Here is a 23,327-nt window from a genome sequence, read left to right as displayed (position 1 = left end):
GTACGTGTACGTCATCTCCAACATCGGCGCGTTCGGCGAGCGGATGGTGAAGATCGGGATGACGCGGCGGCTCGACCCGATGGACCGGGTCCGCGCCGGAAGGTGTTGAAGGCCATGGCGAGGAGCGCGTAGGTGCCGACCGTGAAGACCAGGTCCATCAGCCGCCGGTCGTCGCCCAGCTCGGCGGCGATCTTCCGGTAGGTCTCGTCGGTGAGGTCGGACCGGTCGATCAGCTCGTCCACGACCCGGTTCATGAGGGTGGGCGCCCCGGTGCGCACCTGCTCGATCTCCGCCTCGGTGACGCCGGCCTCCCGGGCCATCACCACGTGCTGCGCCCACTCGTAACGGCAGCGCCGCCGCCACGCGACCCGCAGGACGGCCAGCTCGCGCGTGGCGACCGGCAGCGACGAGCGGTTCAGCGTGTACGCGTTGTACCGCATGAACGCCTTCGCGAGCGGGGGATGCCGGGCCAGCAGGTCGAGCGCGTTGTTGGGCGGCGGGAACCGGCCCTCGCGCGGCGAGAACGCCGCGACGGTCTCGGCGTCCCATTCGTCGCGGGGGAGCGGCGGCAGGCGCGTCACGTGTTCCGCCCCCCGTTCACGCCCACGATCTGCCCGGTGATGTAACCGGCCTCCTCGGAGACGAGGAACGCGCAGGTCGCGGCGATGTCCTCCGGACGCCCGACGCGGCGGACGGGCGTGCGCGCGATGTGGTCCTCGACCGTCCCGCCGAGCAGGCCGCGGCCCTCGGCCTTGCGCAGCATCGGGGTGTCGATGAACCCGGGCGGCACCGCGTTGACGGTGATCCCGGCCGGTCCCAGCTCCAGCGCGAGCGCCTTGGTGAGGCCGTTGACGGCCGACTTCGCCGACACGTAGTGCGCCATGTACTGCTGGCCGGAGTGGGCGCTGGACGAGGAGATGTTGACGATCCGCCCCCAGCCGGCCTCCGTCATGTCGGGCAGGACGGCCTGCACGCAGTGGAAGACGCCGTTGAGGTTCACGTCGATGACCCGCTGCCAGGACTCGAACGACAGGTCGGCGAACCGCTTGAAGCCGTCCAGCCCGGCGGCGTTGACGAGCACGGTCACCGGGCCGAAGTGCTCCCGGACGGCGGCGAGCGCCTTGTCGACCTGCGCCCGGTCGGTCACGTCGGCGGCCTGCCCGAAGGCGGCGGTGGCCGGGTTCAGGTCCAGCGCGGCGACGTTGTAGCCGTCGGCGGCCAGCCGTTCGCAGACGGCCTTGCCGATGCCGGACCCGCCGCCGGTGACCACGGCGGTCCGCCCGGCGCCCCGGCCCGCGTCCTTCCCCGGGGCGCTCACGCGAACGCCTCGTCGCCGACGATCGTGGTGCGGTGCAGCGTCCGCTCCGAGGACGGGTCGTAAGGCAGGGCGCGGTGCAGCATGCCGGTGTTGTCCCACATGACGAAGTCGCCGACCTCCCATTCGTGCGTGTAACGGAACCGTTCCTGGGTGGACCAGTCGAGCAGCTCCTCCAGGAGCTCGGTGCTCTCGTCCGGGTCCATGCCGACGATGTGGTCGGCCGTCGCGCCGATCACGAGCGAGCGGCGGCCGTCCCGCCGCTTCCAGACCAGCGGCGTCTCCTGCGTGGGGACGGTGCGCCAGGACGCCAGCTCCTTCTCGGTGGGCTCGGGGTTCGCCCGCCGCTGCGCCGCCTCGAAGCTGTGCACCACCCGCAGGCCGTCGTAGCGCTCGCGCTGCTTCTCGGGGAGGTTCTCGTAGGCGGCGTAGGTGCTGGCGAACTCCGTGCCGCCGCCCACCATGGCCACGTGCCGGGCGGTCAGCGTCGTCGCCCTGACCGGCGTCGGGTCGGTCGTCCCGTCCAGGTGCCAGTGGAAGGTGCCCTTGAGGTACTCGGCGGTGGGGTTCTTGGACGGGTCGAGCGACACCGTGAAGATCTCCCGGCCGCGCAGCGACACGACCCGCCCCAGCCTGCGGCAGAACGCCAGCTGGGCCTCGTCGTCCAGGTGCAGGCCGCGGATGAGCAGCACGCCGCGCCACTTGAGCGCCTCGTCGCAACGGCCGATCAGCGCGTCGTCGAGCAGGTCGCCGACGCCCGTGACCTGCACGCCGAGGTGCGGGCTGAGCGCCCTGGTCTCGGTCATGAAAATCTCCCTTCCGAATACGAGAACAGTACTCTCCAATGGGGAGACCGGAAAAGCCCCCTGGTCGGGGTCCCGGCGGCGGGCCGTGGGGCCGCCGTGTCGGGAGCGCCGGGGGAAGTCTGTCCTGGCACTTCATTCTCGGAACCGGATGGTTGATTTGCGTGCGGCGAGAATGTAGTTTCCAGCCATCAAGGAGGCAGGATGCGACTTCAGGAGGCGGGACGAGGGTGAAGAACCTGCTCATCGACGGAAGGCTCGTCGAGACCGAACGGACCTACCCCTCGGTCAATCCCGCGACCGGCGAGGAGTTCGACCGGGCCCCGGACGCCACGACCGCCGACGCCGAGCGGGCCGTCGCGGCCGCGCGGCGCGCGTTCGACACCACGGACTGGGCGACCGACCGGGAGTTGCGCATCCGGTGCCTCGACCAGCTCCACACGGCGCTGCTCGAGCACCGGGAGGAGCTGCGGGAACTGACGATCACCGAGGTCGGCGCGCCGCGCATGCTCACCCACGCCAACCAGCTCGACGTGCCGATCGAGATGTTCCGCTACTACGCCGACCTGCTGCGCGAGTACCCGCTGACCGAGGAGCTCCCCGACCTCGAGTCCCGCGGGCAGCGGCACCGGCGCTGGGTGGAGAAGGAGGCCGCGGGCGTCGTCGCCGCGATCATCCCGTACAACTACCCGAACCAGATCGGGTTCGCGAAGCTGGCGCCGTCCCTCGCCGCCGGCTGCACGGTGGTGCTCAAGGCCGCACCGGACACGCCGCTCGTCACGCTGGCGCTCGGCGAGCTGATCGCCGAGCACACCGACATCCCGCCCGGCGTCGTCAACGTCCTCAGCTCGTCCGACGCCGCGGTCGGCGAGGTGCTCACCACCAGCCCGGACGTGGACGTCGTCACCTTCACCGGCTCGACCGCCACCGGCCGCCGGGTCATGGAGGCCGCGAGCCGCACCGTGAAGCGCGTCTTCCTCGAACTCGGCGGCAAGTCCGCGATGATCCTGCTCGACGACGCCGACTTCGACACCGCGGCCATGTTCTCGGCCTTCATGATCTGCTCGCACGCCGGGCAGGGCTGCGCGCTCACCAGCCGCCTCCTGGTGCCGCGCGACCGGCACGACGAGATCGTCGAGAAGGTCGCGGCCAACCTCGCCCGGGTCACCTACGGCGACCCCGGCGACCCCAAGACCTACATGGGCCCGCTCATCAGCGAGGCCCAGCGCGACAAGGTCGACGGCATGGTCAAGCGCGCCGTCGAGGCCGGTGCGAAGCTCGTCACCGGCGGCGAACGGGTCGACCCCGGCTTCTTCTACACGCCGACGCTGCTCGCCGGCGTCGACCCGGCCAGCGAGATCGCGCAGGAGGAGATCTTCGGGCCCGTCCTCGTCGTGATCCCCTACGACGACGATGACGACGCCGTCCGCATCGCCAACGACTCCATCTACGGGCTGTCCGGCGGCGTGCAGAGCGCCGACCAGGACCGCGCGATCGCGATCGCGCGCCGCGTCCGCAGCGGGACGTTCAGCATCAACGGCGGCAACTACTTCGCGCCCGACGCGCCGTTCGGCGGCTACAAGCAGTCCGGGATCGGCCGGGAGATGGGCGTCGCGGGGCTCGAGGAGTTCATGGAGCGCAAGACGTTCGCCGTGGTGGCGCCGTGAGCGCGCCGCTGGAGGGCGTCCGCGTCGTCGAGGTCGCGATGTACGGGTTCGTTCCGTCGGCGGGCGCGGTGCTCGCCGACTGGGGCGCGGAGGTCGTCAAGATCGAGCACGCCGTCAACGGCGACCCGCAGCGGGGGCTCCGGCAGACCGGCACGATGAAGGTCGAGGGCGACCCCAACCCCAACATCGAGCACGCCAACCGCGGCAAGCGCAGCCTCGGCCTCGACATGGCCAACCCCGAGGGCAGGGAGGTCCTGCACGAGCTGATCCGCCGCGCGGACGTCTTCCTGACCAGTTTCCTGCCCGCGGCGCGCCGCAAGCTCGGCATCGACGTGGACGACGTCCGCGCGGTCAACCCGCGCGTCGTCTACGCCCGGGGCAGCGCCCTCGGGCCGCGCGGCCGGGAGGCCGAGAAGGGCGGTTACGACATGACCGCCTTCTGGGCGCGGGCCGCCACCGCCGCCAGCCTCACCCCGCCCGGCGTGGAGGGCATGATCCCCCCGCCCGGACCCGCCTACGGGGACACCATCTCCGGCACGAACCTCGCCGGCGGCATCGCCGCGGCGCTGTTCCGCCGGGAGCGCACGGGGGAGGCGCCCGTCGTGGACGTCTCCCTGCTGGGCAGTGGGCTGTGGGCCATGGGCCACGGCGTCGCGCTGTCCCAGCACCTCGGCAAGCCGCTGGAGGCGCCGCCGACCGGCGCCCACGGCTCGCCCACGAACCCGCTCTCCGGCCTGTACCGCACCGCCGACGGCCGTTACCTGGCCTTCGTCATGCTGCAGCCGGCCCGCTTCTGGGCCGACGTGTGCCGGCACATCGACCGTCCCGACCTGGCCGACGATCCCCGCTTCGCCACCGCGGAGCTGATCGCCGAGAACACCTCGGCGGCCGTCGAGACGCTGCGGGAGGTTCTGGCCACCCGCACGCTGGGCGAATGGACCGAGCGTTTCGCCACCCTCGCGGGGCCCTGGGCCCCCGTGCAGGACTCCCTGCAGGTGGGCGACGACGCGCAGATCCGCGACAACGAGTACCTCGTGCGGGCCGGTGAGCTCGAACTGGTCGCCAACCCGGTGCAGTTCGACGTCACCGCTCCGCGGCTCGGCCCCGCTCCCGAATTCGCCGCGCAGACCGAGGAGATCCTCATGGAACTCGGTCTCGACTGGGACCGCATCCTCGCCCTGAAGGCGGCGGGCGCGGTCACCTGACCATCATTCGGGGGTTCGGCTCCGAGGAGGAACGTTGAGACCCTTGATCATTGGCCTGCTGCTCGTCGCGTTGACGGGGTGCGCCGCAAGAGGCGGCACCACCGCGGCGGACGACGAGGGCGGGACCCGGGGCGGCGGCGGCACGTCCGCCGCCGTCCCGAAGACGGACTTCGGCACGCTCAAGAACGTGTGCGGGCCCGGTGAGGCGAAGCCGTCCGACGCCCAGGGCGTCACCGACACCGAGATCAAGGTCGGCGTCTTCACCGACGTCGGCTTCACCAAGAAGCCCGACATGGTGGACGCCGCCAAGGTGTTCACCGAGTGGTGCAACGCGGCCGGCGGCGTCAACGGGCGCAAGCTCGTCCCCGTCACCCACGACGCCAAGCTGATGGAGGTCCGGCAGCGGATGACCGAGGCGTGCGCGGACGACTTCGCGGTCGTCGGCGGCTCCGCGGCGCTGGACGGCCAAGGCGTCGAGACCCGCCTGAAGTGCATGCTGCCCGAGTTCCCCGCCCAGTCGAGCCAGGTGCAGGCGCGCGGCGCCGACCTCCAGGTGATGCCGAACGGGGCCTCGCTCGGCTACAACGACTACGCCGGTTTCTACAGCTGGCTGCTCAAGGAGAAGTACCCGTCGTCGAAGGACGCCGTGGGCGTCATCGCCGGGGACTCGCCGGTCACCAAGATCATGGTCGCCCAGCACACCGAGACGATCGGGGGACTCGGCGGGAAGGTCGCCTACACCGGGCTGTACCCGGCGCGCGGGGTGTCCGACTGGACGCCGTACGCCCAGGCCATGAAGGACAAGAACGTCAAGGCCCTGATGTTCCTCGGGGACTGGAACCAGCTCGCCAAGCTGCTCCAGTCGCTCACCAACATCGGCCACAAGCTCGACTGGATCGACACCACCAACAACGCCTACGGCCCGCAGTTCGTGAAGCTGGCCGGCGCGGCCCTGGAGAGCCAGCCCTCCTACGCCGACCTCAGCGGCATGCACCCGCTCGAGAAGGCGGCCGACAACCCGGCGACGCAGCAGGTCCTCGACATGTTCGAGCGGTACGCGCCGGACGCGGAGGTCAACCTGCCGGTCCTGCGCGCCTTCTCCGCCTGGCTGCTGTTCGCCAAGTCGGCCGGCGCGTGCGACGAACTGACCCGCAAGTGCGTCCTGGAGAACGCCCAGAAGGAGACCGAGTGGACGGCGGGCGGCCTGCGGGCCCCGCTGGACCTGTCCGACCCCGCCTCGCCGCCCCGCTGCTGGAACGCCGTCCAGGCGACGCCCGACGGCTGGAAGCCCGCCGACTTCGGCGCCGATGACGGCGCCTACCGGTGCGAGGAGGTCGAGCACCGGTACACGGGCGACTACCCCGCTCCGCTGAAGCTCGAGGACGTCGGCAAGAGCATGGCGGATCTGCAGTAGGGGCCGGTAGCGATCATGGACAAGTTCCTCACCTTCGGGATCGTCGGTCTCAGCACCGGCGGCATCTACGCCGTCATCAGCAGCGGGCTGGTCCTGACCTACACGACCACCGGCATCTTCAACTTCGCCCACGGCGCGGCAGGGATGATGGCGGCGTTCGCCTACTGGCAGCTGACCGGGGGGTGGGGCCTGCCGGTCCCGATCGCGCTCGCCCTGGTGCTGCTCGTCCTCGCCCCGCTGTTCGGCCTGCTCATCGAGCGGCTGATCATGCGCCCGGTCCAGGGCGTGGGCGAGGTCGAGCGGCTGGTCGTGACGATCGCCCTGCTCACCGGGCTGATCGCGATGGCGCAGTGGATCTGGGACCCGAACGTCGCCCGTCCGCTCTCCCCGTTCTTCGCGGACCGGGAGGCGATCCGGATCGGACCGGCGACGATGACGTGGCACCAGCTCGTCACGCTGCTGGTCGCCGCCGCCGTGGCGCTCGGGCTGTACGCCTTCCTGTACGGCTCGCGCCTCGGCGTCGGGATGCGCGCGACGGTCGACGACCCGTCGCTCGCCCGGCTCAACGGCGGCGACCCCGTCGTCGCCGCGAAGGCGGCGTGGGTGCTCGGCACGATGCTCGCCGCGCTCGGCGGCATCCTCATCGCGCCCAGCATCCCCCTCGACGCCGCCAACCTGTCCCTGCTCATCGTCAGCGCGTACGCCGCGGCGATCTTCGGTCGGCTGCGCAGCCTGCCGATGGCGTTCGCCGGCGCCCTGGTGGTCGGCTGCACCGAGAGCTACCTCACCGGATACCTCCCGCAGAACGAGTACCTTCCGGGGCTGCGGATCGCGGCGCCCGCGCTGCTGCTGTTCGTCGTGCTCCTGCTGTTCCCGAACCCGCGGGTGCGGGGGAGCGTCCGGATCACCCGGTCGCTGCCCACCCCGACGATCCGGGGAACGCTGGTGTTCGGCGCGTGCCTGCTGGTGTTCGCGGCGATCCTCGCCACGACGCTCAGCGACCCCGACGTCATCACCTACGGGCAGATCTTCCCGATGTCGATCATCGGCCTGTCCATCGTCGTGCTGACCGGCTTCTCCGGGCAGATCTCGCTCGCCCAGCTCAGCCTGGCCGGGATCGGCGCGGTCGTCTGGGCGGGCGCCGGCGCGAGCGGCAACCCCCTCGCGCTGCTCGCCGTGGTGGCGGTCTCGGCGGTCGTCGGCGCGGTGATCGCGATCCCCGCGCTGCGGCTGTCGGGCATCTACCTGGCGCTGGCGACCGCCGCGTTCGCGCTGATCCTCGACGGCTGGATCTTCACGATGCCGGTGGACTGGCTGTTCAGCGGCGGCAGCGCCGAGGTGACGCCGATCTTCGCCGGGCAGCGCGTCCAGATGATGTTCGCGGCGGCCGTGCTCGCGGCGCTGTGCCTGCTGGTCGTGGCGCTGCGCCGCGGCTTCTTCGGACGGCGGCTCATCGCGATGCGCGACAGCGAGGCCGCCTGCGCCACCCTGGGCGGACGGCTGCTGGTCACCAAGGTCGCGGTGTTCGCGCTGTCGGCGGGGATCGCCGGGCTCGGCGGCGCGCTGTTCGGCATGCAGGCGCGGTCCATCACCCCGGACCACTTCACCCTCGTCTCCGGCCTGCCGATCTTCCTGCTGGTGATCATCGGCGGGATGGCGGCGGTCGGGTCCGGGTTCTTCACCGGCGTGAACCTCGCCGGGATCATGCACGCGATCACCGCGCTGTGGCCCGGCGCGCACCACGCGTCATCGCTGCTGGTCGGGCTCGCGGGCATCGGCATGGGCCGCCACCCCGAGGGCGTCGTCCCCCACTTCCGGGAGTCGTGGGACCCGGTACGCCGGTTCTGGATCCCGCTCGCCGGGATCGTCGGCGCGCTGTGGGGGCTGCGCCTGCTGGACGTCGTCAACGGCTGGGTGCTCGCGTTCGGGGCGGTCGCCGCGGCGGTCGCGCTGCGCGAACTGGCCCGGCCGCGGGCGCCGAAGAGCGTTGCGGACGTCCCGCTGGAATGGCGCGGCGTGCGGCGGCCCTGGCTGCCCGCGGACCGGGAGGAGGTGCTCGATGGCCTTGCTCGAAGCTAGCGCGGTGACCGTCCGGTTCGGCGGCAACGTCGCCCTGGCGGAGGTCGACCTCACCGCGGAGGCCGGCCAGGTCACCGGCCTGATCGGGCCCAACGGCGCCGGGAAGACCACGCTGTTCAACGTGGTGTCCGGGCTGGTCAGGCCGCGGACGGGACGGGTCCTGCTGGACGGTCGGAACGTCACGCGGCTCGGCCCGGCGGCGCGGGCCCGCCGCGGCCTCGGCCGCACCTTCCAGCGGCTGGAGATCTTCGGCCACCTGACCGTGCGGGACAACCTGCGGGTCGCCGCCGAGTTCCACCGCGACGGCCTGCCCGCCGACCCGATCCTCGACCGGCTCGGCCTGGCGGACATCGCGGACGTCCGCGCCGACTCCGTCCCGACCGGCCGGGCCCGCCTCGTCGAGCTGGGCCGGGCGCTCGCCGTCCGGCCCAAGGCCCTGCTGCTCGACGAGCCCGCCTCCGGGCAGGACGAGCACGAGACCGAGCGGTTCGGCGAGCTGCTGCGCGAACTCGCCGCCGACGGCCTCGCGGTCGTCCTCGTCGAGCACGACATGCGGCTGGTGATGGAGGCGTGCGACGTCGTCCACGTCCTCGACCTCGGCAGGCTCATCGCCAGCGGCCCGCCCGACCGGATCCGCGCCGACGCGGCCGTGCTCGACGCGTACCTGGGGGCCCCGTCATGACCGCACCGCACGCGAACCTGCTCGAACTGTCGGGCGTCCACGCGTCCTACGGCCGCATCTCGGTGCTGCACGGCGTGGACCTGGCCGTGGGCGCGGGGCGGATCGTGGCGCTGCTCGGCCCGAACGGCGCCGGCAAGACCACCACCCTGAACGTCGCGGCGGGCCTCCACCCGGCCGACCGCGGCGACGTCCGCGTCGGCGGCCGGGTCGTCGCGGGCGCCGACCCGGTGGAACTGGCGCGGCGCGGGGTGTGCCTGATCCCCGAGGGGCGGGGGATCTTCCCGAACCTCACCGTCCGGGAGAACCTGCGGATGATGACCTTCACCGGCGCCGACCGCGCCGCGGTGGAGGAGATCGCCTACGCCCGGTTCCCGAAGCTGGCCGAGCGGCGGCGGCAGACCGCGGGGACGATGTCCGGCGGCGAGCAGCAGATGCTCGCGCTGGCGCGCGGGCTGGCCACCGACCCGGCCGTCCTGCTGATCGACGAGCTGTCCATGGGCCTCGCGCCGCTGGTGGTCGCCGAACTGTACGAACTGGTCGTCGAGATCGCGCGGACCGGCGTCGCCGTCCTGGTCGTCGAGCAGTTCGCCAGCACCGTGATGCGGATCTGCGACCTGGCCGCGGTGATGGTGAACGGCCGCATCGAGCGCGTGGACGCCCCCGGCGACGACCTTCTGGCCGACCTCTCGGCCCTCTATCTGGGAAGTGCGACATGACCGAGACATCCACGACGGCCGCGGCCCCCGCGGCGCAGGCGACCGGACCGGCCGATCCGGCGACGGCGGGGGAGACCCGCGCGGACCGGTTCGTCCGCCAGCTCGCCGAGATGAGGATCCCCGACCCGTCGGCGGGACGGGCCCGGCTCTGGCTGCAGGTCGGCGTCGTCCTCATGGCGGCGGGCCTGGCGGCGGGCGTCGCGTCCTTCTTCCTGTCCCGGGGCACCACCGACGCGCTCGCCCAGCGGGACGCGCAGGCCGTGGGGATCGCGGGCGTCTGCGGCTGCATCGTCGGCAGCGCCCTCTACCTGCGGTACACGCTCGCCAACGTCCTCCGCTTCTGGTTCGCCCGCCTCACCCTGTCGGTCGAGGCGGGACCGGCCGAGGCGCGGCCGGGCGGGCCGGAGACGGTCGAACAGACCCGAGAAGACAACGACTGAACGGAGGGCTCCCCGTGAATAAGGACGATCTGATCCTGATCAGCGTGGACGACCACATCATCGAACCGCCCGACATGTTCGTGAACCACCTTCCGGAGAAGTACAAGAAGGACGCGCCGCAGCTCGTCCACCGGGAGGACGGCACGGACGTGTGGAAGTTCCGCGACACGGTGATCCCGAACGCGGCGCTGAACGCGGTGGCGGGCCGTCCCAAGGAGGAGTACGGGCTGGAGCCGCAGGGGCTCGACGAGATCCGGCCCGGCTGCTACGACGTGGACGAGCGCGTCAAGGACATGAACGCGGGCGGCATCCTGGCGTCGATGAACTTCCCGTCGTTCCCGGGGTTCGCGGCGCGCCTGTTCGCCACCGAGGACACCGACTTCTCGCTGTCGCTGGTGCGCGCGTACAACGACTGGCACATCGACGAGTGGTGCGCCGCCCACCCGGGCCGGTTCATCCCGATGGCGCTGCCGGTCATCTGGGACCCGGAGGCGTGCGCGGCGGAGGTGCGGCGGGTCGCCGAGAAGGGCTGCCGCTCGCTGACGTTCAGCGAGAACCCGGCGGCGATGGGGTACCCGAGCTTCCACAGCGACCACTGGGATCCGCTGTGGCGCGCGCTGGTCGACACCGGCACGGTGCTGAACGTGCACATCGGCTCGTCCGGGCGGCTGTCGATCCCGGCGGTGGACTCGCCGCCGGACGTGATGATCACGCTGCAGCCGATGAACATCGTGCAGGCCGCGGCCGACCTGCTCTGGTCGCGCGTGATCAAGGAGTTCCCCGGCATCCGCATCGCGCTGTCGGAGGGCGGCACCGGCTGGATCCCGTACTTCATGGAGCGGGTCGACCGGACGTTCGAGATGCACGCGACGTGGACGCTGCAGGACTTCGGCGGCAAGCTCCCCAGCGAGGTCTTCCGCGAGCACTTCCTGACCTGCTTCATCAGCGACCCGCTCGGCGTGCGGCTGCGGCACGACATCGGCATCGACAACATCTGCTGGGAGGCCGACTACCCCCACAGCGACTCGATGTGGCCGGACGCGCCGGAGGAGCTCCACAAGGTTCTGGTGGACTGCGAGGTGCCCGACGACGACATCAACAAGATGACGCACGAGAACGCCATGCGCTGGTACTCGTTCGACCCGTTCGCGCACGTCCCGAAGGAGCAGGCCACGGTGGGCGCGCTGCGTGCCGCGGCCGCCGACCACGACGTGTCGATCCAGTCGCGCAGCAAGCGGGTCATCGACCCGTCCGAGAAGCTGGAGGGCTACCGCAGCCGGGCCCGCGCAGCCGTGGCCGCCGCCGCCAAGTCCTGACCGCCCATCCGACGACCGCACGACAGGGACCGCCGGCCGGTCGCGCGCACCGTTCTCCGCGGAGACGGGACACGCGGGACCGCGCCGGCGGCCGCGTGAGGAGACACAGAATGCGCTTCGTCTTTCACTACCCGGAGGCGAACGGGCCCGACGGCGACGTCCTGGACGCCGGGCCGCTCCACAAGGTGGCGGCGGCGGCGGAGAAGGCCGGGTTCGACGGGTTCTCGCTCAGTGAGCATCCGGTGCCGGGCGCCCGCTGGCTGCACGCGGGCGGGCACCAGACCCTCGACCCGTTCGTCGCGCTCGGGCACGTCGCCGCGGCGACCGTCCGGCTGCGGCTGCTCACCCACCTGGCGGTCGCGCCCTACCGCAACCCGTTCCTGCTCGCCAAGGCGGCCGCGACGCTCGACAAGCTGTCGGACGGACGGCTGATCCTGGGGCTCGGCACCGGCTACCAGAAGAGCGAGTTCCACGCGCTCGGCGTCGACATGGACGAGCGCAACGCCCTGTTCGACGAGGCCCTCGACGTGCTCCCGATGCACTGGAGCGGCGAGCCGTTCTCCTACGAGGGCCGGCACTTCAGCGCCCGCGACGTGGTCGCGCGCCCGCGTCCCGTCCAGGACCCGATCCCCATCTGGATCGGCGGCAACTCCAAGCTGAGCCGCCGCCGCGTCGCCGAGCGCGCCCAGGGGTGGATGCCGATGTCGGGCGGCGCGCGGCTCAGCGCCACCGCCCGCACCCCCGCGCTGGGCACGCTGGCCGAGCTGGCCGACGCCGTCGCCGGGCTGCGCGCGGCCGCCGCCGAGGCCGGACGCGACGAGCCCGTCGACGTCCTGCACTCCTACCAGGGCGCGGGCATCGCGACCCCGGACGCCGACGCGGACCGGCACCGGGAGGCGTTCGCCGAGATCGAGAAGGCGGGCGTCACCTGGCTGCTGGTGTCGAGCCGGACGTCCTCCGCACGGGCCACGCTCGACTGGATCGAAGCGTTCGGCGCCGCGTACCTGCCGGCGGGACGGTGACGGCCGTGGGCTGGTTCGAGGACCGCGCGGGACTGGACGGCACCGTCGCCGTGGTCACCGGCGGGGCGGGCGGGCTCGGCGAGGCGATCGTCGCCGACCTCGCGGCCAACGGCGTCCGCCCGGCCGTGCTCGACAGCGACGCGGAGGCGGCGGACCGGCTGCGCGGCGCGCTCGCGGAGCAGGGCCGCGACGCGATCGTGCACCACGGCGACGCCCGCGACCACGCGGCGCTGGAGGCGCTGTTCGCCGCCGCCGACGAGCGCTGGGGGCGGCTCGACACCCTCGTCAACGTCGCCGGCGGGACGTTCCGCGCCCCGTTCACCGACACGAACGAGAAGGGCTGGAACGCGCTGCTGCGCGCGAACCTGCTGCACGTGCTGGACGCCTGCTCGCTCGCGATCCCGCGGATGCGGGCGGGCGGGCGCGGCGGCAGCATCGTGAACATGACGACGATCGAGGCGCACCGGGCGGCGCCCGGCTTCGCCGTCTACGCGGCGGCCAAGGCGGCCGTCGAGCAGTTCGCGCGGACGCTCGCCGTCGAACTCGCGCCCGACGGCATCCGCGTCAACAACGTCGCCCCCGACTTCACGCCGACGCCGAACATGGCCCGCTTCACCCACGGCGACGGGGCGCTGTCGACCGAGGCCGGCCTGCGCGTCGCCATCCCGATGGGGCGGGCGGGCCGGGTCACGGACGTGTCGGGGTGCGTGGTGTTCCTGGCGTCGGGCCTGTCGGCCTACGTCACCGGGGCCACCCTGCACCCCGACGGCGGGACGTCCGCGTCGGCGGGCTGGTTCAACTGGCCCGGTTCCGGGTGGGCCAACCACGCTCCCGCGCACCTTCTGACCGATCCGCCGGATCCGTCCGCGGGCTCCACACGTCCATGAAGTCGGCCACGGCCGGGACGAACGCGGTCCGCAGGTCCGCGGCGTCCTGGAGCACCCGCAGGTCCACCGTGACGCCGGACCGGGCGGCGCGGGCGGCGAACGACAGCGAGTCGTCCAGCAGGGGGTCGGTCCCGGCGGTGAGCAGGCGCAGCGGCGGGAAGCCGTGCAGGTTGGCGTGCAGCGGGCTGAGCAGCGGGTCGGTGCGGGGCGTGTCCCCGGCGTGCCGCGCCACCCGCTCCCGCAGGACGTCCAGGTCGAACGTGGGGTCGGCGGCGGCGTTGAGGAGCAGGCTCGGCGCCTCCAGCGTGAGGTCGAGCAGCGCCGAGACCAGCACCGCGCAGGCGGGCTGCGCGGCACCCGAGTCGCGCAGCCGCACCAGCAGCGCCGCCGCGAGCCCGCCGCCGAGCCGGTCGCCGGCCAGCATCACCGGACCCGACTCCCGCGCCCGCTCGTACGCGTGCTGGACGTCGTCGAGCGCGGCGGGGAACTCGGCGCGGTGGCGGGGGAACACCACCACGGCGTTCGCCCGCAGCGCGAGGCGTCCGTACGGCTCCAGCGCCGACGCCGGCGCCGCCGGGTTCGGCCGGTCCCCGCGCAGGTAGAGGACGACCTTGTCGGCGCGGCCCGGGGGACGCAGGACGGGCCCCGCGGGGCTCTCCTCGATCCGCAGGACGCCCGCCGCGTCGTCGTCGAGCACACCGTCGTCGGCCGCGCGCTCGTCCGCCGCGCGGTCGTTGATCAGCCGGTCACCTGCCACGTCGCGTCACCCTCTCCACCGCCTGCCAGTGTTCGTCGGCCACCCACAGCCGCGCGAACGCGCGCGCCGCCTCGTCCGCGCCCACGCCCGCGGAGACCCGCTTGATCTCGCGGGCCGGGGCGTGCGCGAGCGACCGGGCCAGCGCGCGCCAGTCCCGGTCGAACGTCGCGCGCGGGACGACCCGGTCCACGAGGCCGACGCGTTCCGCCTCGGCCGCGCCGAGCGTCTCCCCGGCTCCGGCGAGCAGCAGGGCCCGGCCGGGGCCGACCAGGGCGGCGAGCCGTTCGGCGCCGCCCCAGGCAGGCATGATCGCCAGCGTGGACTGGGTGAAACCGATCTTGATGTCGTCGGCGGCGATCCGGATGTCGGCGGCCACCGCGACCTCGGCGCCGCCGCCCAGCGCGTGGCCGTTCAGCGCGGCGATCACGGGGGCGGGGAACGCGGCGAGCCGGTCGCAGACGCCGCGCATCCGCAGCGCCATCGCCGTCGCGTCCGCCTCGGTGCGGATCGCGGCGAGCTGTTTCAGGTCGCCGCCCGAGACGAACACCCGGTCGCCGGCGCCACGGACGACGAGGGCGTTCGCGCCCGCGGCCGCGTCGATGGCCTTGTCGAGTTCGTCCATGGTGGCGGGGGCGATGGCGTTGCGGGCCTCCGGGCGGTCGATGGTGATGACCGCCAGCCCCTCGTCCAGTTCGAGATCGACCATTCAGGGTGCTCCAACCGCCCGGGTCCGGGCTCAGTCCTCGTAGACGACGGTGATGTCGGCGGACACGGGCTCGCCCTGGCAGGTGAGGATCAGGCCCTCGGCCACCTCGTCGTCGTCCAGGGCGTTGTTGACCCGCATCTTCGCCTCGCCCGCGGTGATCTGGGCGATGCAGGTGGCGCAGTTCCCGGCCTCGCAGGAGAACGGCGGGGCGAGCCCGGCCCGCCGCGCGCTCTGCAGCAGCGTCTCGCCCGGGTGCTGCGGGACCGTGTGCTTCTTGCCGTTGAGGACGATCGTGACCGTTCCGTCCTCGCGCGGCTCGTCCTCGCCGGTCCCGTCGGCGGTCGCGGCGGGCTCCTCGCGCGCGGACTCGGCCGCGGTCTCCGCCGCGGCCTCCTGCTCGGCCGGGGACGCGTCCGCCGAGCCGAAGCGCTCGACGAAGATCTGGTCGGCGCCCGCGCCGTGGGCGCGGAGCGCGCGTTCCGCGAGGTCCATGAACGGCGCGGGCCCGCACACGTAGAAGTCGGCGTGCGTGTCGGCGTTCACGAAGTTGCGGATCTGCGTCTCGGTGACGAAGCCGTTCAGGACGTCCAGGTGGTGGTGGACCTCGAGCCGGTCCGGGTGCCGCTCGGCCAGGTCGGCGAGCACGGACCGGAAGATGATCACGTCGGCGTCCCGGTTGGCGAGCAGCACCCGGACCCGGCGCCGCGTCGTCGCCAGCGCGCTCTTGACCAGGGACAGGATCGGCGTGACGCCGCTGCCGCCGCAGAACGCCACCAGCGGCGCGGACGTCTCCCGCAGGCAGAAGACCCCGGCGGGGCGCGTCACCTCGACGACGTCGCCCGCCGCCAGGTTGTCGAGCATCCAGTTGGACACCAGCCCGCCCGGTACCCGCTTCACCGTCGTCATCAGCTCCCCGTCGGTGTCGGGGGAGCTGGACATCGAGTAGCTGCGGAGCACGCCGCACGCCCGGAACGTGACGAACTGCCCCGCGCGGTACGGCCACGGCGCGTCGAGCACGAAGGTGCGAGCGTCGGCCGTCTCGTCGACGACCCGCGTGATCCGGACCGGATGGAAGCCATGGTCTCGTGCCATGTATGGAATCTATCTTCTCAATCTGGGAGAGTGCAATTCTCGGTTCGAGATTCCGGAGCTGATGCCATGCCTGAGAACCCGCCCCGCCCCCTCCAGACCCGCCCTCTGCGAACCCGCGCGATCCCCGTGGAGCTCGTCGAGCACTACGAGGCCGCGGGCTGGTGGACCCGCGACACGATCGGCGACCTCCTGGTGCGCGGCCTGCGGGCCGCACCGGACACCGAGTTCCGCATCCACTCGTCCGTCCGGCCCTGGTCGGGCACCTTCCGCGACGTCGAGCTGGTCGCCCGCCGGCTGGCCGGCGGGCTCCGCGCGCGCGGCGTCGGCCCGGGCGACGTGGTCGCCTTCCAGCTGCCGAACTGGATGGAGGCCGCCGCGGTCTTCTGGGCGTCGGCGTTCCTCGGCGCCGCCGTGGTGCCGATCGTGCACTTCTACGGCCGCAAGGAGGTCGGCTACATCCTCGACTCCGTCCGGCCGCGCGTGTTCGTCGGGGCCGAGCGGTTCGGGCGCCTGGAGTTCCGGGACGACCTGTGCGCGGACGTCCCGGTCGTCGGGGTCGTCGGCCGCGACTTCGACGACCTGCTCGCCGCCGACCCGCTGCCGGACCCGCTGCCGGGGACCGCCGCCACCGACCCGGACGCGCCCGCGCTGATCGCGTTCACGTCCGGCACCACGCGCGACCCGAAGGGCGTCGTGCACAGCCATCGGACGCTCGGCTGCGAGGCCCGCCAGCTCGCCGGCGACCTCTACCCGCCCGACCGCGGGCGGCAGCTCACCGCGGCGCCCGTCGGCCACTTCATCGGGATGGTGAACGCCGTCCTGATCCCCGTGCTGGACGGCACGCCGGTCAACCTCGCCGACGTGTGGGACCCCGGCGAGGCGCTGCGGCTGATGAAGGAGGACGGGCTGACCGTCGGGGGCGGCGCGACGTACTTCGTGACGAGCCTCCTCGACCACCCGGACTTCACGCCGGGGCACCTTGCGCACATGAAGTACGCGGGGCTCGGCGGCTCGTCGGTCCCGGCGGCGGTCACCACCCGGCTCGCGGACCTCGGCATCACGGTGTTCCGCTCCTACGGCAGCACCGAGCACCCGTCGATCACCGGGTCCCGGCACACCGCGCCGGAGGCCAAGCGGCTGTTCACCGACGGCGACGCCCTGCCCGGCGTGGAGATCCGGCTGGACGACGACGGCGAGATCCTCAGCCGCGGGCCCGACCTGTGCGTCGGCTACACCGACTCGGAGCTCACCGCGGCGGTTTTCGACGACGACGGCTGGTACCGGACGGGCGACGTCGGCGAGCTCGACGCCGACGGCTACCTCACGATCACCGACCGCAAGGCGGACGTCATCATCCGCGGCGGCGAGAACATCAGCGCGCCCGAGATCGAGGACCTGCTGCTCGGCATGCCGGGCGTCGCCGAGGTCGCCGTCGTCTCCGCGCCCGACGCGCGGCTCGGCGAGCACGCCGCGGCGGTCGTCCGGCCGCGGCCGGGGGAGCGTGCGCCCACCCTGGAGGAGATCCGGGCGCACCTGGAGAAGGCCGGGCTGGCCAGGCAGAAGTGGCCGGAGGAGGTGCGCGAGGTCGCCGACTTCCCGCGGACCGCCAGCGGCAAGATCCAGAAGTTCGTTCTCCGCAGAGACATTGCGGCCCATGAGTAGTGAGAATACTATTCTCATCAATCGCAAAGGAGGATCTCTCATGCCGTCTCGCGAGCTGCCCTATCCCCTCTTCGACGCGGACAACCACCTGTACGAGACCAAGGAGGCGCTGACCAAGTTCCTCCCCGAGCCCTACAAGGGCGTCATCGAGTACGTGGACGTGCGCGGCCGCACCAAGATCGCCGTACGAGGCCAGATCAGCGACTACATCCCGAACCCCACGTTCGACGTGGTCGCGCGCCCCGGGGCGATGGAGGACTACTTCCGCAACGGCAACCCCGATGGCAAGAGCAAGCGCGAGATCTTCGGGGAGCCGATGCGCTCCATCCCCGCCTTCCGCGAGCCGGCGCCGCGCCTGGAGCTCATGGACGAGCTGGGCATCCAGCGCACGCTGATGTTCCCGACGCTCGCCAGCCTCATCGAGGAGCGCATGCGCGACGACCCGGAGCTCATCCACGTCGTCGTCCACTCGCTGAACCAGTGGCTGCACGAGACCTGGTCGTTCAACTACAAGGACCGCATCTTCACCACGCCCGTCATCAGCCTGCCGATCGTCGAGAAGGCGATCGAGGAGCTGGACTGGTGCCTGGAGCGCGGCGCGAAGACCGTCCTGATCCGGCCCGCGCCGGTGCCCGGCTTCCGGGGCCTGCGCTCGTTCGCGCTGCCGGAGTTCGACCCGTTCTGGAAGCGGGTGCAGGAGGAGGGCGTGCTCATCGGCATGCACTCGTCCGACAGCGGCTACAGCCGGTACGCCAACGACTGGGAGGGCCACGGCGCGGAGATGCTGCCCTTCAAGACGAACGCGTTCCGGATGCTCAACGAGTGGCGTCCGGTCACCGACGCGGTCGGCTCGATGGCCTGCCACGGGCTGCTGTCCCGGTTCCCCGAGCTGAAGATCGCCGTCATCGAGAACGGCTCGTCCTGGGTGGAGCCGCTGCTGAACAACCTGGCCGACGTCTACAAGAAGGCCCCGGAGGCGTTCACCGAGGACCCGGTCGAGGCCGTCAAGCGCAACGTCCACGTCAGCCCCTTCTGGGAGGAGGACATGGCCGAGCTCGCCGACCTGATCGGCGTCGAGAAGGTGCTGTTCGGCTCGGACTACCCCCACCCCGAGGGCCTGGCCGACCCGGTCTCCTACGTCGACGCGCTCGACAAGGACCGGCTGTCGGAGGCAGACCAGGCCAAGATCATGGGCGGCAACCTCGCCCGGCTGCTGTCGGTCTGACCATGACGTGGGAGACCATCCCGCGGCTCGTGCAGAGCGCAGGCGACCGCTTCGGTGACGCCGAGGCGGTCGTCGACGGGCCGCTGCGGCTCACGTTCGCCGAGCTGGCCGAGCGCGTCCGGACGGCCGCGGGCGCGTTCCGCGCGCAGGGCGTCGGCAAGGGCGACCGGGTCGCGGTCTGGGCGCCGAACTCCGCCGAGTGGATCATCGCGGCGTTCGGCCTGGTGACCGCGGGCGGAGTGCTGGTCCCGGTCAACACCCGCTTCAAGGCCGAGGAGGCCGCCGACATCATCCGGCGGAGCGGCGCGAAGGCCGTCCTCGTCCAGCAGGGCTTCCTCGGCCAGGAGTACGCGGCACCGGACGGCGTCCCGGTGATCGACCTCAAGTCGGGCTTCCTGGCGAGCGGGTCGCCGTTCGAGGCGGACGTCCGCCGCGACGACATCGCCGACATCATCTACACCTCGGGCACGACGGGCCGGCCCAAGGGCGTCATGATGGACCACGGGCAGACGCTCCGGCTGTACGCCGAGTGGTGCGATCTCGCCGACCTGCGGGAGGGCGACCGGTACCTCATCGTCAACCCGTTCTTCCACACGTTCGGGTACAAGGCGGGCTGCATCGCGTCGATGATCCGCGGCGCGACGATCCTGCCCGTCCCGGTCTTCGACGTGGACCGGGTCCTCGAGCTGGTCGAGCGCGAGCGGGTGACGATGCTGCCCGGCCCGCCCACGCTCTACCACTCGCTGCTGGAGGCGAAGGGCGACCGCGACCTGTCGTCCCTGCGCGCCGCCGTGACGGGCGCCGCCGACATCCCGGTCGAGCTGATCCGCCGGGTCCGCAGCGAGCTGCCCTTCAAGTCGATCATGACGGGATACGGGCTCACCGAGGCCGGGACGGCGACCGCCTCCAGGCCCGGCGACTCGTTCGAGGACATCGCGACGACCGTCGGCACCCCCTGCGACGGCGTCGAGGTGCGCATCGCCGACGACGGCGAGGTGCTCGTCCGCGGCTACAGCGTCATGCGCGGCTACCTCGACGACCCGGAGGCGACCGCGGCGGCGATCGACGCCGACGGCTGGCTGCACACCGGCGACCTCGGCACGGTCGACGACCGGGGGTACGTGCGGATCGTCGGCCGCAAGAAGGACATGTTCATCGTCGGCGGCTTCAACGCCTACCCGGCCGAGATCGAGGGGTTCCTGCTGGAGCATCCGGCGGTCGCGCAGGCCGCCGTGATCGGGGTCCCCGACGCGCGGCTGGGGCAGGTCGGCAAGGCGTTCGTCGTCCGGCGCGGGGACCTCACCGCGGACGAGCTGATCGTGTGGAGCCGCGAGCGGATGGCCGGCTACAAGGTGCCGAAGCACGTGGTGTTCCGGGACGAGCTGCCGCTCAACGCCACGGGGAAGGTCATGAAGGACCGGCTCGAATGACAGCGCCCCACGGTTCCCGGGCGAGGCCCCGCGCACGGCCGATCCGGCGGCGCATCGCGCTGCTGCTCGCGGTCCCCCTGGCGTCGCTCCTGGTGCTGTGGGCGTTCGCCGCGACGACGACGCTGTCGGACGCGCGGCAGCGGCTCACCTTCGCGACGGTGCGCGACAAGGCGGGCGAGCCCGCCGGCCTGCTCACCCAGGCGCTGCAGGGCGAGCGGTCGGCCGCGGTCGGGCTGCTCGCGGGCGGCGAGGCGGGCGCGAACGAGTTCCGCGACCGGGTGGCGGCCACCGACGCGGCGGTGGCCGCCTTCCAGCGGATGGCGCGCTCGCCCGACCTCCGGGAGTCCGAGGGGATGCTGCCCCGGCGGCTGCGGACGATCAGTGAGTCGTTCGACGGCCTGCGGGCGCTGCGCGACCGGATCGAGGCCCGCTCGATCGCCCCGCTGGAGGTGATCGACGGGTACAGCGCCGTCGTGGACGACGCCATGCGGCTGGTGGCGGCGCTCGCGAGCATCGGCGAGGTGTCGATCTACCAGCACAGCCACGCGCTGCTGCAGTCGTACTGGGCGCTGGACTTCATGCTGCGCGAGGACGCGCTCCTGCGGGCCGTCCACGCCGGCGGCCGGATGGGCGGGGCCGAGCGCACGGCGTTCGCGGGCTGGGCGGCCGAGGGGCGGCTGCTCTTCGAGAACGCCCGCACGGGCGTCGACGGCGAGCCCGCCCGGCTCGTCCAGGAGTTCGCCGACTCCACCGCCTACACGGGCTACCGGGAGCTGGAGGACGGCGTCGTCCGGTCGGGCGCGGTGCCGTCCGCCGCCGAGTGGCGCGCCGCCGTCGACGGGGCGCTGCCCGGCTGGCACAAGGCGGCCGAGGAGGCGGGCCTGGCGCTGCAGACCGAGGAGGTCGATCCCGCCGGGCAGCGGATCATGCTGCGCTTCTACCTGGCCGGCGGGCTCGGGCTGCTCGCCGTGGCCGTGTCGGTGGCGCTGTCCCTGCTGTTCGCGCGCCGGATCGCCGACGAGCTGCGGAACCTGCAGCGGACGGCGCAGCAGCTCGCGCACGAGCGGCTGCCGAGCGTCGTCGCGCGGCTGCGCCGGGGCGACCGGGTCGACGTCGAGGCCGAGACGTCCCGGACGGCCGCCGCGCGGACCACCGAGATCGTGCTGGTCGGCGAGGCGTTCGACGCCGTGCAGCGCACCGCGATCGGTACCGCGGTCGGGGAGGCGGAGCTGCGCCGGAACATCAACCGCGTCTTCGTCAGCCTGTCGTGGCGGAGCCAGTCGCTGCTGCAGCGCCAGCTGCGGCTGCTCGACGAGATGGAGCGCGGCGCGTCGAGCCCGGAGGAGCTCGAGAACCTGTTCCGGCTCGACCACCTCACCACCCGCATGCGGCGGCACGCGGAGGGCCTGGTGATCCTGTCCGGTTCGCCGACGGTGCGGGCCTGGGACCAGCCGGTCGACGCCGAGGACGTGGCCCGCGCCGCCGTCGCGGAGGTGGAGGACTACACGCGGGTCGAGGTGGCTGCCGTGTCGTCGGGCGCGGTGCACGGCGCCGTCGTCGCCGACGTCATCCACCTGCTGGCCGAGCTGATCGAGAACGCCACCGCGTACTCGCCGCCGACCACCGAGGTGACCGTGAAGATCGAGCGGGTGGCGAACGGGCTGGCGGTCGAGGTGATCGACCGCGGCGTCGGCCTGCACCCCGACGAGCTGGCGGAGCTGAACCGGCGGCTGGCCGACGCGGTCGAGTTCGACCTGGCCGACGACACCGACCGGCTCGGCCTGTTCGTGGTGTCCCGGCTGGCCGCGCGGCACGGCGTCAAAGTCGTGCTGCAGCCGTCCCCGTACGGGGGCACGACGGCGGTCGTGCTGCTGCCGAACGAGCTGCTAGCCGCGGCCGAGGCGGCGACGGAGCACGTCCCGGCGGCGGTGGGCCCGCCGCCCGTGGAGGCGCCGCACCGGTTCGGGCGGCGGCTGGACCGCCCGCGCCGTCCCGCGGTCACGGCCCCGCCGGACGTCGGCCCGTCCGCCCCGGCCCCGCGGCGGCCCGCCGATGAGGCGCCGCCGCCCACGCACGAGCCGCCGACGGTGTTCGAGCCGCCGTCCCGGCCGGAGGCGGCGCCGCAGCCCGTGCCGACGGGGGCGCCCGTGCACGAACGGCCCGAGGGCGCCGTCCCGTCCGCGGACCCGGGCGAGCCGGAGCCGAGCGAGCGGACCGGGCGGCTGCCGAAACGGGTCCGGCAGCGGAACCTGGCGCCGCAGCTGCGCGGACGGCCGCAGGGACGGCACGCGGCGGGCGCGGCGGCGCCCGGCGCGCCGGGGGAGCAGGCCGACGAGCCGGACCCCGAGTCCAGCCGCGCGCTGATGGCGGCGCTGCAGTCCGGCTGGACGCGCGGCCGCGAAGAGGACGAACCGGGCGGCCCCGGCGATCCGGCCGACGACGACCCGCGCGACGGATGGAGACGATCATGAATGCCGCGACCCGGGCGTCCGGCGAGCTGGACTGGCTGCTGGACGACCTCGTGAAGCGCGTCGGGGAGGTGCACCAGGCGGTGCTGCTGTCCCGCGACGGCCTGGTGATGGGCGCGTCCGGCGGCCTCAGCCGTGCCGACGCCGAGTTCCTGGCCGCGCTGTCGTCGGGCTTCAACAGCCTGGCGGCCGGCGCCCGCGACCACTTCCGCGCCGCCGAGGTGCGGCAGACGCTCGTGGAGCTGGACGGCCGGCTGTTCTTCGTCATCCCGGCGGCCGAGGGCAGCTGCCTGGCGGTGCTGAGCGACGCCGGCGGCAACGCCGGGCTGGTCGCCTACGAGACCGCCATGCTGATCAAGCGGTTGCGGCGGCAGCTCGCCGCCGCGCCGCGCGGCGCCGCGGGTCCGGCCGGTCCCGGCGGGCGGGCGTGAGCCGGGCCCG

General features: G+C 72.9%; 21 protein-coding genes and 1 pseudogene. 16 read left to right on the top strand and 6 right to left on the bottom strand.

Annotation, left to right across the window (positions count from 1 at the left end; translation table 11 throughout):
- The first annotated feature begins 4 nt into the window (after positions 1-4).
- Entirely contained in the window at positions 5-109 is a 105-nt protein-coding gene (locus tag AB0L25_RS26500) for a hypothetical protein (RefSeq protein WP_500175391.1), read from the top strand.
- 172 nt (positions 110-281) lie between these two features.
- Here AB0L25_RS26500 and AB0L25_RS26495 read toward each other — a convergent pair.
- The 3 genes and pseudogenes from AB0L25_RS26495 to AB0L25_RS26485 form a co-directional block, all read right to left on the bottom strand.
- Positions 282-581: pseudogene (locus tag AB0L25_RS26495) on the bottom strand (carboxymuconolactone decarboxylase family protein); the annotation flags it as partial.
- On the bottom strand, positions 578-1,318 hold the full coding sequence (locus AB0L25_RS26490; protein WP_500175389.1) for an SDR family NAD(P)-dependent oxidoreductase: 741 nt from the start codon (positions 1,316-1,318) through the stop codon (positions 578-580). The pseudogene AB0L25_RS26495 and the gene AB0L25_RS26490, both read right to left, overlap by 4 nt.
- On the bottom strand, positions 1,315-2,121 hold the full coding sequence (locus AB0L25_RS26485; RefSeq protein ID WP_500175388.1) for a TauD/TfdA dioxygenase family protein: 807 nt from the start codon (positions 2,119-2,121) through the stop codon (positions 1,315-1,317). The genes AB0L25_RS26490 and AB0L25_RS26485 overlap by 4 nt, the downstream gene beginning before the upstream one ends.
- A gap of 227 nt (positions 2,122-2,348) precedes the next feature.
- Here AB0L25_RS26485 and AB0L25_RS26480 point away from each other — a divergent pair, with 227 nt between their 5' ends.
- From AB0L25_RS26480 to AB0L25_RS26435, 10 genes are all read left to right on the top strand, one after another.
- Positions 2,349-3,785, top strand: coding sequence for an aldehyde dehydrogenase family protein (locus AB0L25_RS26480; protein WP_500175387.1), 1,437 nt, complete (start codon positions 2,349-2,351; stop codon positions 3,783-3,785).
- Positions 3,782-4,990, top strand: coding sequence for a CaiB/BaiF CoA transferase family protein (locus AB0L25_RS26475; protein WP_500175386.1), 1,209 nt, complete (start codon positions 3,782-3,784; stop codon positions 4,988-4,990). Before AB0L25_RS26480 ends, AB0L25_RS26475 begins: the two co-directional genes overlap by 4 nt.
- 34 nt (positions 4,991-5,024) lie before the next feature.
- Positions 5,025-6,404: an ABC transporter substrate-binding protein gene (locus tag AB0L25_RS26470; protein WP_500175385.1), complete on the top strand. Its 1,380-nt coding sequence runs from the start codon at positions 5,025-5,027 to the stop codon at positions 6,402-6,404.
- Between the two features lie 15 nt (positions 6,405-6,419).
- The gene (locus tag AB0L25_RS26465) at positions 6,420-8,483 is read left to right on the top strand and encodes an ABC transporter permease subunit (RefSeq protein ID WP_500175384.1); all 2,064 of its coding nucleotides are present in this window, start codon (positions 6,420-6,422) and stop codon (positions 8,481-8,483) included.
- Entirely contained in the window at positions 8,464-9,165 is a 702-nt protein-coding gene (locus AB0L25_RS26460; RefSeq protein WP_500175383.1) for an ABC transporter ATP-binding protein, read from the top strand. Before AB0L25_RS26465 ends, AB0L25_RS26460 begins: the two co-directional genes overlap by 20 nt.
- Entirely contained in the window at positions 9,162-9,881 is a 720-nt protein-coding gene (locus tag AB0L25_RS26455; RefSeq protein ID WP_500175382.1) for an ABC transporter ATP-binding protein, read from the top strand. The genes AB0L25_RS26460 and AB0L25_RS26455 overlap by 4 nt, the downstream gene beginning before the upstream one ends.
- Positions 9,878-10,321, top strand: coding sequence for a hypothetical protein (locus tag AB0L25_RS26450; RefSeq protein WP_500175381.1), 444 nt, complete (start codon positions 9,878-9,880; stop codon positions 10,319-10,321). Before AB0L25_RS26455 ends, AB0L25_RS26450 begins: the two co-directional genes overlap by 4 nt.
- A gap of 14 nt (positions 10,322-10,335) precedes the next feature.
- Positions 10,336-11,637 carry an amidohydrolase family protein gene (locus AB0L25_RS26445; protein WP_500175380.1) on the top strand — a complete coding sequence of 434 codons (1,302 nt, stop codon included), beginning with the start codon at positions 10,336-10,338 and terminating at the stop codon, positions 11,635-11,637.
- A gap of 110 nt (positions 11,638-11,747) precedes the next feature.
- On the top strand, positions 11,748-12,659 hold the full coding sequence (locus AB0L25_RS26440; RefSeq protein WP_500175379.1) for an LLM class F420-dependent oxidoreductase: 912 nt from the start codon (positions 11,748-11,750) through the stop codon (positions 12,657-12,659).
- A 5-nt stretch (positions 12,660-12,664) separates the two neighbouring features.
- Complete coding sequence (locus AB0L25_RS26435) at positions 12,665-13,546, top strand: SDR family NAD(P)-dependent oxidoreductase (RefSeq protein ID WP_500175378.1); 882 nt, start codon at positions 12,665-12,667, stop codon at positions 13,544-13,546.
- Here AB0L25_RS26435 and AB0L25_RS26430 read toward each other — a convergent pair.
- From AB0L25_RS26430 to AB0L25_RS26420, 3 genes are read right to left on the bottom strand one after another with little or no spacing between them, the layout of a single operon-like run.
- Entirely contained in the window at positions 13,455-14,303 is an 849-nt protein-coding gene (locus AB0L25_RS26430; RefSeq protein WP_500175377.1) for an alpha/beta hydrolase fold domain-containing protein, read from the bottom strand. The genes AB0L25_RS26435 and AB0L25_RS26430 overlap by 92 nt on opposite strands.
- The gene (locus AB0L25_RS26425; RefSeq protein WP_500175376.1) at positions 14,293-15,009 is read right to left on the bottom strand and encodes an enoyl-CoA hydratase/isomerase family protein; all 717 of its coding nucleotides are present in this window, start codon (positions 15,007-15,009) and stop codon (positions 14,293-14,295) included. The genes AB0L25_RS26430 and AB0L25_RS26425 overlap by 11 nt, the downstream gene beginning before the upstream one ends.
- A gap of 30 nt (positions 15,010-15,039) precedes the next feature.
- A complete protein-coding gene (locus AB0L25_RS26420) occupies positions 15,040-16,101 on the bottom strand; it encodes a 2Fe-2S iron-sulfur cluster-binding protein (RefSeq protein ID WP_500175375.1) in 1,062 nt (353 codons plus the stop codon).
- 66 nt (positions 16,102-16,167) lie between these two features.
- Between AB0L25_RS26420 and AB0L25_RS26415 the strand changes: the two genes are divergently transcribed.
- Genes AB0L25_RS26415 through AB0L25_RS26395 form a run of 5 tightly spaced genes read left to right on the top strand, consistent with a single transcriptional unit; the run spans position 16,168 to position 23,317 of the window.
- Positions 16,168-17,763 (top strand): AMP-binding protein, encoded by a 1,596-nt coding sequence (locus AB0L25_RS26415; RefSeq protein WP_500175374.1) that lies wholly within the window; start codon positions 16,168-16,170, stop codon positions 17,761-17,763.
- Between the two features lie 40 nt (positions 17,764-17,803).
- Positions 17,804-18,988, top strand: a complete 1,185-nt coding sequence (locus tag AB0L25_RS26410; protein ID WP_500175373.1) for an amidohydrolase family protein — start codon at positions 17,804-17,806, stop codon at positions 18,986-18,988.
- A gap of 2 nt (positions 18,989-18,990) precedes the next feature.
- Positions 18,991-20,418, top strand: coding sequence for a FadD3 family acyl-CoA ligase (locus AB0L25_RS26405; RefSeq protein ID WP_500175372.1), 1,428 nt, complete (start codon positions 18,991-18,993; stop codon positions 20,416-20,418).
- Positions 20,415-22,889: a sensor histidine kinase gene (locus tag AB0L25_RS26400; RefSeq protein ID WP_500175371.1), complete on the top strand. Its 2,475-nt coding sequence runs from the start codon at positions 20,415-20,417 to the stop codon at positions 22,887-22,889. The genes AB0L25_RS26405 and AB0L25_RS26400 overlap by 4 nt, the downstream gene beginning before the upstream one ends.
- Positions 22,886-23,317 carry a roadblock/LC7 domain-containing protein gene (locus AB0L25_RS26395; protein WP_500175370.1) on the top strand — a complete coding sequence of 144 codons (432 nt, stop codon included), beginning with the start codon at positions 22,886-22,888 and terminating at the stop codon, positions 23,315-23,317. The genes AB0L25_RS26400 and AB0L25_RS26395 overlap by 4 nt, the downstream gene beginning before the upstream one ends.
- Positions 23,318-23,327: the final 10 nt, after the last annotated feature.

It is taken from the genome of Spirillospora sp. NPDC052242 (assembly GCF_040679555.1).
Lineage (GTDB): Bacteria > Actinomycetota > Actinomycetes > Streptosporangiales > Streptosporangiaceae > Spirillospora.
This window is presented reverse-complemented; position numbering and strand designations above follow the sequence as displayed.

What these genes read in the sequence shown, in the direction of transcription:
- AB0L25_RS26485 (WP_500175388.1), bottom strand. Translation starts at nt 2,121, where the DNA reads ATGACCGAGACCAGGGCGCTCAGCCCGCACCTCGGCGTGCAGGTCACG.
- AB0L25_RS26465 (WP_500175384.1), top strand. Translation starts at nt 6,420, where the DNA reads ATGGACAAGTTCCTCACCTTCGGGATCGTCGGTCTCAGCACCGGCGGC.
- AB0L25_RS26460 (WP_500175383.1), top strand. Translation starts at nt 8,464, where the DNA reads ATGGCCTTGCTCGAAGCTAGCGCGGTGACCGTCCGGTTCGGCGGCAAC.
- AB0L25_RS26455 (WP_500175382.1), top strand. Translation starts at nt 9,162, where the DNA reads ATGACCGCACCGCACGCGAACCTGCTCGAACTGTCGGGCGTCCACGCG.
- AB0L25_RS26450 (WP_500175381.1), top strand. Translation starts at nt 9,878, where the DNA reads ATGACCGAGACATCCACGACGGCCGCGGCCCCCGCGGCGCAGGCGACC.
- AB0L25_RS26440 (WP_500175379.1), top strand. Translation starts at nt 11,748, where the DNA reads ATGCGCTTCGTCTTTCACTACCCGGAGGCGAACGGGCCCGACGGCGAC.
- AB0L25_RS26425 (WP_500175376.1), bottom strand. Translation starts at nt 15,009, where the DNA reads ATGGTCGATCTCGAACTGGACGAGGGGCTGGCGGTCATCACCATCGAC.
- AB0L25_RS26420 (WP_500175375.1), bottom strand. Translation starts at nt 16,101, where the DNA reads ATGGCACGAGACCATGGCTTCCATCCGGTCCGGATCACGCGGGTCGTC.
- AB0L25_RS26415 (WP_500175374.1), top strand. Translation starts at nt 16,168, where the DNA reads ATGCCTGAGAACCCGCCCCGCCCCCTCCAGACCCGCCCTCTGCGAACC.
- AB0L25_RS26410 (WP_500175373.1), top strand. Translation starts at nt 17,804, where the DNA reads ATGCCGTCTCGCGAGCTGCCCTATCCCCTCTTCGACGCGGACAACCAC.
- AB0L25_RS26405 (WP_500175372.1), top strand. Translation starts at nt 18,991, where the DNA reads ATGACGTGGGAGACCATCCCGCGGCTCGTGCAGAGCGCAGGCGACCGC.
- AB0L25_RS26400 (WP_500175371.1), top strand. Translation starts at nt 20,415, where the DNA reads ATGACAGCGCCCCACGGTTCCCGGGCGAGGCCCCGCGCACGGCCGATC.
- AB0L25_RS26395 (WP_500175370.1), top strand. Translation starts at nt 22,886, where the DNA reads ATGAATGCCGCGACCCGGGCGTCCGGCGAGCTGGACTGGCTGCTGGAC.